This is a genomic window from Terribacillus halophilus (genome assembly GCF_900162685.1).
In the GTDB taxonomy this organism is placed as follows: Bacteria; Bacillota; Bacilli; order Bacillales; family Amphibacillaceae; genus Terribacillus; species Terribacillus halophilus_A.
Map to the genome: position 1 here is coordinate 1,068,298 of NZ_LT727828.1, position 12,182 is coordinate 1,080,479.

15 protein-coding genes are annotated in these 12,182 nt (G+C 41.6%); 11 read left to right on the forward strand and 4 right to left on the reverse strand.

Going from position 1 to position 12,182, the window contains the following annotated elements; all coding sequences use genetic code 11:
* Window positions 1–55 precede the first annotated feature (55 nt).
* From B1K52_RS09840 to B1K52_RS09860, 6 genes are all read left to right on the forward strand, one after another.
* Window positions 56–676, forward strand: a complete 621-nt coding sequence (locus tag B1K52_RS09840; RefSeq protein WP_077307745.1) for a DedA family protein — start codon at window positions 56–58, stop codon at window positions 674–676.
* Window positions 677–688: 12 nt separating this feature from the next.
* The gene (locus tag B1K52_RS09845; RefSeq protein ID WP_077307747.1) at window positions 689–1,546 is read left to right on the forward strand and encodes an undecaprenyl-diphosphate phosphatase; all 858 of its coding nucleotides are present in this window, start codon (window positions 689–691) and stop codon (window positions 1,544–1,546) included.
* An 86-nt stretch (window positions 1,547–1,632) separates the two neighbouring features.
* A complete protein-coding gene (locus tag B1K52_RS17955; protein ID WP_179106522.1) occupies window positions 1,633–1,806 on the forward strand; it encodes a hypothetical protein in 174 nt (57 codons plus the stop codon).
* Complete coding sequence (locus tag B1K52_RS09850) at window positions 1,803–2,024, forward strand: alpha/beta-type small acid-soluble spore protein (RefSeq protein ID WP_077307749.1); 222 nt, start codon at window positions 1,803–1,805, stop codon at window positions 2,022–2,024. Before B1K52_RS17955 ends, B1K52_RS09850 begins: the two co-directional genes overlap by 4 nt.
* A 49-nt stretch (window positions 2,025–2,073) precedes the next feature.
* The gene (locus tag B1K52_RS09855; protein ID WP_256855964.1) at window positions 2,074–2,205 is read left to right on the forward strand and encodes a YfhD family protein; all 132 of its coding nucleotides are present in this window, start codon (window positions 2,074–2,076) and stop codon (window positions 2,203–2,205) included.
* Window positions 2,206–2,271: 66 nt separating this feature from the next.
* Complete coding sequence (locus tag B1K52_RS09860; RefSeq protein WP_306278120.1) at window positions 2,272–2,886, forward strand: spore coat protein; 615 nt, start codon at window positions 2,272–2,274, stop codon at window positions 2,884–2,886.
* Between the two features lie 36 nt (window positions 2,887–2,922).
* Here B1K52_RS09860 and tlp read toward each other — a convergent pair whose 3' ends face one another.
* The gene (tlp, locus tag B1K52_RS09865; protein WP_256855891.1) at window positions 2,923–3,156 is read right to left on the reverse strand and encodes a small acid-soluble spore protein Tlp; all 234 of its coding nucleotides are present in this window, start codon (window positions 3,154–3,156) and stop codon (window positions 2,923–2,925) included.
* A gap of 56 nt (window positions 3,157–3,212) precedes the next feature.
* Window positions 3,213–3,947, reverse strand: a complete 735-nt coding sequence (locus B1K52_RS09870; protein ID WP_077307753.1) for a YqcI/YcgG family protein — start codon at window positions 3,945–3,947, stop codon at window positions 3,213–3,215.
* A 164-nt stretch (window positions 3,948–4,111) separates the two neighbouring features.
* Here B1K52_RS09870 and B1K52_RS09875 point away from each other — a divergent pair, with 164 nt between their 5' ends.
* The 4 genes from B1K52_RS09875 to B1K52_RS09890 all read left to right on the forward strand — a co-directional run bounded on the left by B1K52_RS09875 (window position 4,112) and on the right by B1K52_RS09890 (window position 7,794).
* Window positions 4,112–5,062, forward strand: a complete 951-nt coding sequence (locus B1K52_RS09875) for an ABC transporter permease (protein WP_077307755.1) — start codon at window positions 4,112–4,114, stop codon at window positions 5,060–5,062.
* Complete coding sequence (locus B1K52_RS09880; RefSeq protein WP_077307757.1) at window positions 5,055–6,005, forward strand: iron chelate uptake ABC transporter family permease subunit; 951 nt, start codon at window positions 5,055–5,057, stop codon at window positions 6,003–6,005. Before B1K52_RS09875 ends, B1K52_RS09880 begins: the two co-directional genes overlap by 8 nt.
* Window positions 6,002–6,757: an iron ABC transporter ATP-binding protein gene (locus tag B1K52_RS09885; protein ID WP_077307759.1), complete on the forward strand. Its 756-nt coding sequence runs from the start codon at window positions 6,002–6,004 to the stop codon at window positions 6,755–6,757. The genes B1K52_RS09880 and B1K52_RS09885 overlap by 4 nt, the downstream gene beginning before the upstream one ends.
* A gap of 95 nt (window positions 6,758–6,852) precedes the next feature.
* A complete protein-coding gene (locus B1K52_RS09890) occupies window positions 6,853–7,794 on the forward strand; it encodes a siderophore ABC transporter substrate-binding protein (protein WP_077307761.1) in 942 nt (313 codons plus the stop codon).
* A gap of 44 nt (window positions 7,795–7,838) precedes the next feature.
* Here the strand turns inward: B1K52_RS09890 and B1K52_RS09895 are convergent, their stop codons facing one another.
* A complete protein-coding gene (locus tag B1K52_RS09895; protein WP_077307763.1) occupies window positions 7,839–8,906 on the reverse strand; it encodes a nitric oxide synthase oxygenase in 1,068 nt (355 codons plus the stop codon).
* A gap of 137 nt (window positions 8,907–9,043) precedes the next feature.
* Between B1K52_RS09895 and B1K52_RS09900 the strand changes: the two genes are divergently transcribed.
* Complete coding sequence (locus B1K52_RS09900; protein ID WP_077307765.1) at window positions 9,044–10,108, forward strand: methyl-accepting chemotaxis protein; 1,065 nt, start codon at window positions 9,044–9,046, stop codon at window positions 10,106–10,108.
* Between the two features lie 449 nt (window positions 10,109–10,557).
* Here B1K52_RS09900 and B1K52_RS09905 read toward each other — a convergent pair whose 3' ends face one another.
* Complete coding sequence (locus tag B1K52_RS09905) at window positions 10,558–12,153, reverse strand: solute:sodium symporter family transporter (RefSeq protein ID WP_077307767.1); 1,596 nt, start codon at window positions 12,151–12,153, stop codon at window positions 10,558–10,560.
* Window positions 12,154–12,182: the final 29 nt, after the last annotated feature.

Genomic DNA, 12,182 nt, shown 5'->3' on the forward strand with positions numbered 1-12,182 from the left:
TTGTGCATAGAATGCTATAATGATTTGGAAAATAATTTACGTTTGGAGTTGTGAAATGGATAATTGGATAACGCAGTTTATGGAGCAATTCGGTTACTTGGCAATCGTGTTGCTGATGGCAGGCGAAAACGTTTTTCCGCCGATTCCGTCTGAGATCATCCTGCTGTTCGGCGGCTTCCTGACAACCACTTCAACTAGTGCCACAGTAGTTGGTGTCATTATTGCAGCGACAATCGGTGCGGTAATTGGAGCTGTCATCCTGTACGGTATCGGGCTTCTCTTAGATGTGGAACGTCTGGAGAAAATCGTTGATCGCTGGGGACATATTTTGCGAATTAAGAAAGAAGACATACATAAAGCGGATGCTTGGTTCGATAAATATGGGGTATGGACAATTTTTCTTTGCCGTTTCGTTCCGGTAATTCGGAGTTTAATTTCCATTCCGGCCGGCATGTCCAACATGAATTTTGGACTGTTTTTAATATTCACGACATTAGGTACGCTCATTTGGAATACAGTATTAGTATTGCTCGGTATGTGGCTTGGAGAGTCTTGGTCAACAGTGGAAACCTATTTAGGCTACTACCAAGATGTAGTACTTGTTGTGCTGGCAATATTGTTCGTTCTATTTGTCATTTGGTTTATCAGACGTAATAAAAAGAAAAAAAGTAGCTAGAGGAGAAGTAGCATGAGTTTTATTGAGTTTATTTCAGCCCTTATCATGGGGCTGGTTGAAGGATTGACGGAATTTGCTCCAGTTTCATCCACAGGTCATTTAATCATTGTTGATGATATGTGGCTGAAGATTCACGAATTGTTTAATGATGAGGTTGCCAATACCTTCATTATTGTCATTCAGCTTGGTTCTATATTGGCATCTGTTATCGTCTTTTGGGACAAGTTCATGCAGATTTTAGGAATCCGGAAGCTGCAAGGAAAAGAAGAAAAGCTGCCAGGTCAAAAGAATAAGTTCAATTTGGGCATGGTCATTGTAGGATTGCTGCCAGCTGGTGTTCTTGGTCTTTTGTTTGATGACTTAATTGACAAGTATTTGTTTTCTGTCTGGTATGTCATCATTGCATTGGTTGTTGGTGCTTTCTTAATGATATATGCAGATCGTGTATCATCGAAGAAAACAGAAACAATTAATTCTCTGGATAACTTAACATACAAGAAAGCATTCTTGATTGGGTTATTCCAATGTATCGCTTTGTGGCCTGGTTTCTCTCGTTCAGGTGCAACGATTTCAGGCGGTGTTATTCTTGGTTTGAACCATCGCGTGGCTTCAGACTTTACTTTCATTATGGCTGTACCGATTATGGCGGGCGCTAGTCTTGTGTCCTTACGTAACCACTTGCACGCTTTTACACCTGATGTAATTCCGTTCTTTATTGTTGGATTCATCAGTGCATTTCTGTTCGCATGGATTGCCATCCGCACTTTCTTGAAAATTATCTCGAAATACAAACTTGTTCCGTTTGCTTTTTACCGTATCGGTTTAGCAATCGTGATCTTAATCTTTTTGATCGTTAAGGGATCCCTCTAATCAGGGGTCTTTTTTTTTGGCTAGAAGTGGCTTTCATATTATGAGACGTAAAGCGGAAACTAATGCAGAAAGGAGGAGGAGCAATCATGAAAAAACAGAAGCATCGCGTAGATGGCGGTTTATGGATTGACGATACGTATCAGCCAGGCATGGAAGAAGGGCTTACAGCAAACCGTGACGAACAGAATCCAAAGAAGCATGTACAAGCTGATTATGAAGGCGATACTGGAGATAAAAATACGTTAGGCCATTATCGATGACGAGGCGTAACCGAATACTCGTACCAGGAGCCCGCAAAGGATTGGATGAGTTAAAGCACAAAATCATTCGAGAGGCAAACATGCCATACCGAGCGGAACAGGCGGAGGATTTAGGCAATAAAACAAGCAGAGAAAATGGTAAAACAGGCGGAAGTATTGGCGGAAGCATGGTCCGTGAGATGGTTCGAATGGCGGAAGAGAATCTAAAGCACCGATAAGGAGGAAAAACGCATGAACGAAAATGATAAATCATTGGAAAATTATTATATGCGGTATACCGACTTAGATGGGGATGGGAAAGATATTTCCTTTTCACAGGAGGAAGCAGATATAGATGACTTGGAAGCGCAAGCGCGTTCAGATGCTGCCGATGCACGTGTTGCAAAAAGGCATAAATAACCGGTAATAACAGCTTGCATCTCAGCCATACTAACAGAGCACGACATTCTCAAGGGGGTATTTACTTTGGAAAATAACATGCAGACAGCACAAACGAACCAGCCGACTACGTTGCATGGCAGACAGAATCATGGAGGTCATGAAGTTTATGATACACATGAAATCCTTACTGGGATGATTGGCCTTATCGATCAATATACGATTTATGATCAATTTATACAGGATCCCGAGTTAAAAACCATTGCGACAAACCAGAGTAACTTCTTAAAACAAACGTATAACACGATGGTTGAGTCCTTTAAAACAGGACAGGACCCGACCGTTCCGACTACTTCATATAAAATGCAGCAAAGCAATGATGTTGTATACGGATTGACGCCTTCTCAGCCGAAAAAGCCGATCACATCCTCTAATGAAGTAACCGATCAGTGTGTTTCGACGTATTTGCTTTGTCAGGCAAAAAGTCTTGCAGCCATGAGTGCGCAAAGTGCTTGTGAAATCACCAACCCTGTATTAAGAAGGGTCGTAGCGGATTCCGTACCAAACTTAATTGAGATGAGCTATGAGATATTCCTGTATCAAAATAAACATCATTATTACCAGGTAGCACAATTGCAGCCGAGTGATATGGCAGCCTTACTGCAAGGTTTTGATACAGTACCAATGAATCAAACGCATTAATAAGAAGAAAGGTCCGCCATTTGGCGGACCTTTTGCTTAATGTTCTCTTCGCTGCTGATAATTTGCTTCTTCTTTCAGTTCACTTCGCAAGCTATCTACAGATGCAGCGCGGCGTTCATTTTTTTCCTTCAAGAAGGAAACTTCTTCATCTGTCAAATGCTCGCTATTTGCTTTGACAAAATCTTCCGTTTGATGCACATTTTGCAGCGTATGCTGGATTGTATCTTCAATACGTTCTGCGTTGTCTGCACGGTTGTCTGGTTTTGGCATAGAGATAAACCTCCTTTTCAAGCAGATACAAACTAGTATCCGCTATCTAAAAAAAGTTATGTATCTTTTAACTCCTTGTGATGAAATGGACATTTACCGAAATCTGGTTCAGCGTTGTCGCCAATAAAATATTGCTTCCACTCCCGATGATCACGATCGCCGAAATGTCCGATATCAGGATGTTTTGGTAACTGGTCCCAATGTTCAACCCGCTCCCGAACCGATCCTCTGGATTTTACGCCTGCTGGCTTATCACCTTCAAGACCATCGAAGATGCTGCGCGGCTGCAGACCAATGACAAGAGAGGGACCTAAGTCACGTGTAATTCGCTGTTTATAAGCTGGGGTATTACCAAACAGAAAGTAAGCTTCTCCGCCAATGTGATAATCAAACAAAAAATGATCAGGGTCACGCGGGCGCTCAGCTGGCCAAGGAACATCATCGACCTCATGCAGCTGCTGAAGGAAACGCCAGAAATAATCTTGATAATAAGCTAGGTCTTGTTCTTGATTCTCAGGCTCAAAGAATAAAAACAATCCCCGCCGTACCTTCTTCTCCTGTGTGTGCATTAAATGAGTGAAATCATTGATAACGCCAAGTGCGCCTTCCCAATCATTATGAGGGATGAATCCATAGCGCAGATCACCTTTTTTTTGAGCGGCAATACCAAAATAGCAAGGAAAGTCCTTTTTACTAACTGTTTCAGCAAAGGGCTGATAGGCGTCTAGTGCCCAGTCTGGAAGCTTTTTATTGTCAGCTTGAATATCATGTTTCTCAAACAGGGGTAACATATGAACGCTCCTTTGTTTGTTAAAAAAATTGGCGGCGATATTGAAAAATTGAAACTATTCCCAATCACCTATTGACGTGGATATTCTCATTCACTATACTGTAATGAGAATCTAATTGATAATGAATATCAGTATCATCAATACTGCTGAAGAGGTTGTCGCGTATGAAGTTAATATATTTAGTAATTGCTACCGTTCTATTAGCTGCTTGTTCCCTTTTTGTTGGTGTAGAAAACGTAACATTCACTGCACTTTGGAATATGGAAGCAGAAGCCTGGAATATCGTTATGATCAGCCGGCTGCCCCGAATGCTCAGTATTATAATGGCAGGGATAAGTTTAGGGATTTGCGGTCTGATTATGCAGCAGCTAACTCAAAATAAATTTGTATCTCCCACAACAGCTGGAACGATGGACTGGGCAAGATTGGGTATTCTCGTATCCTTGCTTTTCTTTACGGATGCAAGTCCAATTTTGAAGATGTGCATCGCTGCCGCTTTCGCACTGTTCGGCACGCTGCTGTTTATGGGGATTCTTCAAAGACTGAAGCAGAAGGATACCATTTTTATACCTTTGGTCGGTATTATGCTGGGGAATGTAGTCAGTTCCATCGCCACGTTCTTTGCACTTAAGTTCGACCTAGTACAGAACATGTCATCTTGGCTGCAAGGAGATTTCTCTTTGATTATGGAAGGGCGCTACGAACTATTATACATAAGTGTTCCGCTTCTCTTTCTTGCGTTCTTGTTCGCCAATATGTTCACTGTCGCTGGTATGGGAGAAGACTTTGCTACCAATTTAGGGCTGCCTTACAAGTATGTGGTGAATGTAGGATTAATTATCGTGGCAATCATTACATCAGTAGTCATCCTGACTGTGGGCACGATTCCGTTTCTCGGATTGATTGTACCGAATATCGTCAGCATGTACCGCGGTGATCATTTGAAAAAGAGCATTTGGCATACCGGGGTTCTCGGGGCTTTATTCTTGCTCGTATGTGATATCGCAGGGCGCATCATTATCTATCCATACGAAATCTCTGTTGGGTTAATGGTAGGGGTTATCGGAACAGGTATCTTCCTTTATATGCTGCTGAGGAGGAACACCTATGCTTAAGCGTAAGATTATTATTCTAACCCTTGTCGCTTTGTTATTGGCCGGTCTGTACTTATTTATCCATATGAACTTCCAAGCAATGGAATATCTGCTGCGAACACGACTTGAGAAAATTTTGGCTATGGTTTTATGCGCAGTCTCTATCGGTCTTTCAACCGTTGTCTTCCAGACGTTAACGCATAATCGGATTTTAACACCTAGTATTATGGGACTTGATAGTGTTTATATGTTTATCCAGACAATCGTAGTGTTCCTATTTGGAACAGGAACATTTGTCATTATGCAGAGTGATGCGTATTTCTTCCTTACTATTCTGCTTATGGTCGGGTTTGCTTTTGGGCTTTATCAGCTGTTGTTCCGCAAAGGGCACAATAATTTATTCTTGCTCTTGCTCGTCGGTCTTGTGCTAGGTACATTTTTCGGCAGTTTATCCTCATTCATGCAGATGATTATCGACCCGAATGAATTTCTATTAATACAAGATAAGATGTTTGCCAGCTTTACGAACGTGAATACCGATTTACTGCTTCTTTCAACCGTTATCATTGCAGTGTTATGTGTATACATATTCCGTTATCGTCACTATTTTGATGTCATGTCAATCGGCAGAGATCATGCAGTGAACTTAGGTGTACCGTATGAAAAGATTGTCAAACGAATGTTTCTTGTTATTGCTGTGCTGGTAGCTGTTTCGACAGCTTTAGTGGGGCCGATTACATTCCTCGGTCTGCTGACGGCGAACTTAGCCCGTGAGTTTCTGCAGACATTCCGGCACACGTATCTGCTGGCAGCAGCAAGTTTACTCAGTATCATTGCTTTACTCGGCGGACAGCTGATTGTGGAAAGGGTGTTCTCCTTTTCAACACCGATTAGCGTCATTATCAATTTTGTCGGCGGAGTATACTTCATTTATCTACTAATAAAGGAGAGTAAAAAGATATGATCGTAGCAGAAAAGCTTTCCAAATATTTTGGTTCTAAAAAAGTAATACAAGATGTATCTGTAGAGGTGCAGCGTGGTGCAATCACTTCTTTTATTGGACCGAATGGAGCGGGGAAAAGTACGTTGCTTTCTATGGTCAGTCGTCTGTTGAAGCAAGATGATGGTATTGTCTACCTAGATGGTAAGAACGTACATAAACAAAAGAGCAAGGATTTAGCCAAGACGATTGCTATTCTCCGACAATCAAATGTAGTACAAATGAAACTGTCCGTCCGGGAGTTAGTCAGCTTCGGCCGATTTCCTTATTCAAGCGGAAAGTTGACAGAGGAAGATGAACAGAAGATTAGTGAAGCAATCGCTTATGTGAATCTTGAAGAATTGGAAGATAAGTATCTAAATGAGCTGAGTGGCGGTCAGAGGCAGCGCGCATTCATCGCGATGGTCCTGGCGCAGGATACAGATTATATTCTGCTGGATGAACCACTTAATAATTTGGATATGAAGCATGCAGTCCAAATGATGAAACTGCTCCGGAAATTAGTCGAAGATTTCGGTAAGACAATCCTGCTTGTTATTCATGACATCAATTTTGCTTCTGTTTATTCAGATCGGATCGTGGCGATGAAAGATGGCAGTATTGTAGCGGAGGGTCCAACCGACGACATTATTCAGTCAGATGTTTTGAAGTCTATCTATGATTTGGATATAGACGTGCACAATATAAGCTGTAATCGAATTTGTGTTTATTTCTAATCAATTGATAGGTAAAGGGGTGATGCCGTTATGAAGCTAGCAGTCTTACTTAACCAGAAATGCATCCACTACATACAAAAAGGAGAAGATATATAATGAAGAAACTAACATTGTTAATGACTGGTCTATTGTTTGTCTTGCTGCTTGCAGCATGCGGAAGTAACTCGGATACTGCAAGCGGTGCAGATAATAAAGAAGAAAAGCTGACAATCGAGCATGAACTCGGTACAACAGAAGTTGCGAAAAATCCAGAAAAGATTGTAACATTCGATATGGGAGCATTGGATACATTGGATCAGCTAGGTGTGGATGTAACGGGTGTTCCACAGCAAAATCTGCCGGATTATCTATCTAAATACAGCGGCAGTGACTATGAGAATGTTGGTGGCTTAAAAGAACCAGACTTAGAAAAAATAGCAGAAATTAACCCAGATGTTATCTTCATCTCTGGTCGTCAAAGTGATTACTACGAGCAGCTTAGTGAGCTGGCTCCGACAATATTTATCGGAATTGATACAACAGATTACATGAATTCATTTAAGAAGAATACAGAAACGATTGCACAAATTGTCGGGAAAGAAGAAGAAGCTGAAACTGCACTAACTGAAGTGGATGATGCGATTGCGGACCTAAAGGCGAAAGCGGAAAGCACAGATGGTAAAGCGTTAATTACGCTTGTTAATGACGGTAGTGTCAGTGCGTACGGCAAGGAATCTCGTTTCGGTGTGATTCACGATGTTTATGGTGTGCCGACAGTAGACGAAACAATTGAATCTTCTACGCATGGTCAGTCTGTAGGTTTTGAGTATATTTCTGAGAAGAATCCAGATTACCTATTTGTTGTAGACCGCGGAGCAGTTGTAGGTAAAGGTGCATCATCTGCTGAAAAAGTATTGGATAATGAGTTGGTTAATGGTACAACAGCAGCGAAAGAAAACCAAATTACGTACTTAGATCCAGGATACTGGTATCTATCAGGCGGTGGTTTGGAATCTGAAATGGAAAAAGTAAAAGAAATCTCCGATGCTTTGAAATAAGACAAGCAAAAGAGCGCAAATGCAATCGCATTTGCGCTCTTTTTTCAATAAGCATCGTCTTGATAGAAATAATTTGGTTTAACAATTTTATTTGAATAAGGTTTGTGGAAAATATGAGTCGCGGCTGGCGACATTGGCGGAATAAGCCAACTCCACATTCCTGTCACATCACGTCCGGCTTTTTGTTCTTGTTTCTCAAAGTGGGCAAATTGCTTTGCAGCTGTATGGTGATCAACAATCGTGACACCTGCATATTGAAAGGATTGCAGAACAGCAATATTCAATTCAACTAAAGCACGGTCTTTCCATAGCGAAGAAGCTCGTGCTTGATCAAGATGGAGAAGTTCCGCTACTTTTGGAAGCATATTATACCGGTCTTCATCTGCTAAATTTCGTGCCCCAATCTCTGTTCCCATATACCAGCCGTTGAAAGGTGCTGCGTTATAGGTGATGCCTCCAATTTCCAGTTTCATATCTGACACAATCGGAACTGCATACCAACGCATATCAAGCTCTTTAAAAGCTGGATAAGCTTCATGTTCGATTTTAACTTCTTTTACAATCGAAACTGGTATTTCCTTTAATACAGGCTTTTGATCACCAACTTGTACAACGAGCGGGAGCATGTCAAAAGCCGTTCCTTTTCCTTCCCAGCCGAGATTTCTGCATATAGAGGTAAATCGTATAGAAGCTGGATCTCCGACAATTCCATTTTCTGTTTCATATCCGGCATAGCGGAGTAATTGATGATTCCATATCCGAATGTTTGCATTTGGAGAGAATATGGTGATCATCGGCTGAACTTTTCCATTATTCGTTGCTTGTTCAATGTGCTGAAACAGCTGTTCTATGATTTGGTTTGTATCCGTTATATGACGAGCATCTTGAACATGAAGACCATTCCAGAACAACCGGCCGATACAACGATTTGAATTTCGCCAAGCCATTCTCGCTCCATGTTCCAGTTCTTCTATTGTATGGGAATAGGTAGAGGTTGCTTGTATCTCTTGTTTAATTTCTGACAAACGCATGTGTATTGCCTGACTTGATTTGCCGAGTTCTTCGTAGCTCTCTTGGATAAAAGCTGCTGCTTCTTCAAATAATGTCTGCATAGGCTGCTGCCTCCTTATTCAGCAAGTAGTATAGCATGAGACTGGTAAATAGATGCTTTTTGGAGAAAATTGTAGAAAAAGGTTCATAGATTGATGTTTTCAGCCGATAGTATATAAGAGGGGAAAGGGGAGCGATTATGAATAAACGACTTTTAGTAAGTATGTTAAGTGCAGGATATCTATATGCTGTTTTTTTGTTTTTACAAAATGAAAGGGTTTTCTTGTTGGGTTTGTGGGTGAATCTGATTATTGGTCTTCTCTTAGCAGGGGGAAGTGCTGCAATTTTACTTTTACATAGAAGGAACTCGCCAGAAGAACTACCAACAGTTATTGCTGATGAGCCAATACAGGATGAGATAGCATCGGCACTCGAACCTGTTATCGAAACGGCAGACAATACGGAAGCTTCTCTATTAGAGAAAACGAAAGATTCATTGCATCAAATTGTAACTGCTTTAGAGGAGGTTACAATCGGATCAGAGAACCAGTCTCATTCCTCTGCTGAACTGGCAGCAGCGATGCAGAAGTTTGCTGAGAATATTATGATGGTAGCGTTAAAAGGGGAAGATGCAAAACGAGTTGCTGCTGAAATGCATGTATTAACAAAAGAAGGAGCTTCCCATATGGAAGACTCTGTTCTTCATATGAATACGATAGCTGATAAGATTACCTTTTCTTTTGAAAGGGTGAGAGGATTGAATGGCAAAACAGATCAAATTAGCACGTTACTAAAATCAATTAAGGAAATTGCAGAACAGACGAATTTATTAGCTTTGAATGCCGCTATCGAAGCAGCGCGTGCAGGGGACCAAGGACGCGGATTCGCTGTAGTGGCGGATGAAGTGCGTAAGTTATCTGATCAAGTTCGGGTTGCTGTGGCTGATATTACTAGTGTGTTTCAAGCCATTCAGACAGAATCCAAAGCTGCAGTCGATGCGCTGGGGGAAGGTAATAACGCAGCAGCAGCTGGATCTGAAAAAATAGTAACAACACAACGAACATTTGCGGAGCTGCAAAAAGAGATTCTTATCACAAGTGAGCAGGTTGAGGAGATAGCTGCGGCAATGTACGACGTACTTGATAATACGCGTGGTATAACAGACAGCATTAACAGTATCGTATCTGTCGCTGAACAGAATGCTGCCAGTATGCAAGAAGTTACTGCAATAACTCAAGATATACAGCAGAAGTTTTATAAGTAATATAAGAGACTGGGACAAAACGAGATTAATTTAGAATAAAAGCGAACGTTTAATACATCATACTTTTACTTAATTTCTCTAACGGCTGCTGCCTCTCCAACATTAGCTGTTATAGTCGGACAAGAATGGCTTTTGAAGTAGACACCGACAAGAAAATCGCTATCTTTTTCGAGGAGTCTACGTATTCTGCCTACACGAGTGAAGGTTTCCCATCACACAAATCAGCGTAGGAAATACACGGAGACTCCCGCGGGAAAAAGACCTCGGTGAGACCCCGAGTGCTACAGCATGAGAAGGCTCACCAGCCGCCCGCAGGAAAGCGGAGGGTATTTCCGAAGCGATGCTCTCATCTTCGTTTCCAATGCAAAAAATCCAAACAATTCTGCAGTTAATTGCAGTATTGTTTGGATTTTTATATAGCTTAAACTGTTTTGTCCCGCTCTCTTTCTTTATGCTGCAATTCCCCATGGAGAGAAGAGAATATACAAGCCAATCATGCAAATGGTAATGAAAATGGCGAATGGTTTTGCGTATTTCCAAGGTGTCATATCAACAACTTCTGCATCTCCAAGTACATACGGCTCGTTCCGCGGTTTCCATTTTCCAAGTGCTATCATGAACAACAGACTGAACGGGAAGAGAACGGCTAGTACATAAAGGAAGTGTACCTCACCGAAGAAGACCTTAGACAGCCCATAAAGAATCAAGTGTGTCACGATTGCTGTTTTCACTGCAAATGCAGGAACACGCTTTGTAAAGAATCCGATAAAAATCGCTGCTACTATCGGAACGTTGATGAATCCGAACATTTCTTGCAGATAATTATACAGTCCGCTTGGGAACATGATGATGAACGGAGCAATGACGATAGAGATAACGCCAACTACAATTGCAAATGTTCGCCCTGCTTTTACAAGCTCAGAGTCGGTTGCATTTTTTCGGAAAATAGGTTTATACAAATCTAATGTAAACAATGTCATCGTACTGCTTAATGCACCGTTGAACGAGCTGAGAATGGCTCCGAACAAGATGGCAGCAAATACACCAGTAATTGCCGTCGGAAGCAAATTAACGATTAATGTCGGATAGGCGTCATCTGCTGTTTTTAAGCTGTCTCCGTATAAATGGAAAGCGATTGTTCCTGGTATTAATAGATACAATACCCCAAACAGCTTGAAGAATCCTGTCAGTAAGACACCTTTCTGACCCTCGGCCAAATTCTTTGCACCAAGTGATTTCTGAACAATGGCTTGGTTAGCAGCCCAATAGAACAAGTTATTTACGAGCAAACCGGTAAAGATTGTCGGCCAAGGTACATTGGCATCATTGCTGCTGTCAATAGCATTTAATTTTTCTGGATGATTATTAATGAGTTTATCAACTCCGCCAGTGATACTGCTGTCTCCTAAAGTCCACAAACCAAGCAGCACAATACCGATACCACTAATAATTAGGGCGATACCATACAATGTATCGGCTGCTGTAATGGCGCGCAGTCCGCCGAAAACAATATACCCCATACTAACTAATCCAATGATACCTGCAATAATTGCTACCGCCCAAAAAGTGCTTATATTTAGTCCGCCAGTAATATTGAAAATGGAATCAAGCACAAGTGCCCCGGAGTAAAGAACCGTCGGCAAGAAGGAAGTCATATAACCGATAATGAATAAAATAGAAACGAATTGGCGCGTACGCATGTCGAAGCGCTGTTCGAGAAAATCAGGTATGGTGGTGATTCCTGCTCGTAAGTATCGAGGCAGGAACAGGAATGCGAGGACGAACAAAGCGAGTGGTGACGTCACTTCCCAACCCATAGCTGTAAAGTTGCCGGCGAATGTCTGGCCATTCTGTCCGACAAGCTGTTCCGTAGATAAATTTGTCAGAAGCATAGAGCTCCCGATTGCGACGCCAGTAAGGCTGCGTCCTCCTAAGAAATAACCATCTGATGTAGCAAGGTCAATTCCTCGCGTCTTTCGCCAGGAATAATAGGCAATCCCGACTGTAACGAGTATAAATGAAATGACAATAAAAGTATAAAGCATACAATTTTCCTCCTTAAGTACTCACACAG

Excerpts from the sequence above, each read along its gene's own strand:
- tlp (WP_256855891.1), bottom strand. The coding sequence starts at position 3,156 with ATGCCAAAACCAGACAACCGTGCAGACAACGCAGAACGTATTGAAGAT.
- B1K52_RS09885 (WP_077307759.1), top strand. The coding sequence starts at position 6,002 with ATGATCGTAGCAGAAAAGCTTTCCAAATATTTTGGTTCTAAAAAAGTA.
- B1K52_RS09840 (WP_077307745.1), top strand. The coding sequence starts at position 56 with ATGGATAATTGGATAACGCAGTTTATGGAGCAATTCGGTTACTTGGCA.
- B1K52_RS09850 (WP_077307749.1), top strand. The coding sequence starts at position 1,803 with ATGACGAGGCGTAACCGAATACTCGTACCAGGAGCCCGCAAAGGATTG.
- B1K52_RS09875 (WP_077307755.1), top strand. The coding sequence starts at position 4,112 with ATGAAGTTAATATATTTAGTAATTGCTACCGTTCTATTAGCTGCTTGT.
- B1K52_RS09895 (WP_077307763.1), bottom strand. The coding sequence starts at position 8,906 with ATGCAGACATTATTTGAAGAAGCAGCAGCTTTTATCCAAGAGAGCTAC.
- B1K52_RS09845 (WP_077307747.1), top strand. The coding sequence starts at position 689 with ATGAGTTTTATTGAGTTTATTTCAGCCCTTATCATGGGGCTGGTTGAA.
- B1K52_RS09855 (WP_256855964.1), top strand. The coding sequence starts at position 2,074 with ATGCGGTATACCGACTTAGATGGGGATGGGAAAGATATTTCCTTTTCA.
- B1K52_RS09870 (WP_077307753.1), bottom strand. The coding sequence starts at position 3,947 with ATGTTACCCCTGTTTGAGAAACATGATATTCAAGCTGACAATAAAAAG.
- B1K52_RS09890 (WP_077307761.1), top strand. The coding sequence starts at position 6,853 with ATGAAGAAACTAACATTGTTAATGACTGGTCTATTGTTTGTCTTGCTG.
- B1K52_RS09905 (WP_077307767.1), bottom strand. The coding sequence starts at position 12,153 with ATGCTTTATACTTTTATTGTCATTTCATTTATACTCGTTACAGTCGGG.
- B1K52_RS17955 (WP_179106522.1), top strand. The coding sequence starts at position 1,633 with ATGAAAAAACAGAAGCATCGCGTAGATGGCGGTTTATGGATTGACGAT.
- B1K52_RS09880 (WP_077307757.1), top strand. The coding sequence starts at position 5,055 with ATGCTTAAGCGTAAGATTATTATTCTAACCCTTGTCGCTTTGTTATTG.
- B1K52_RS09900 (WP_077307765.1), top strand. The coding sequence starts at position 9,044 with ATGAATAAACGACTTTTAGTAAGTATGTTAAGTGCAGGATATCTATAT.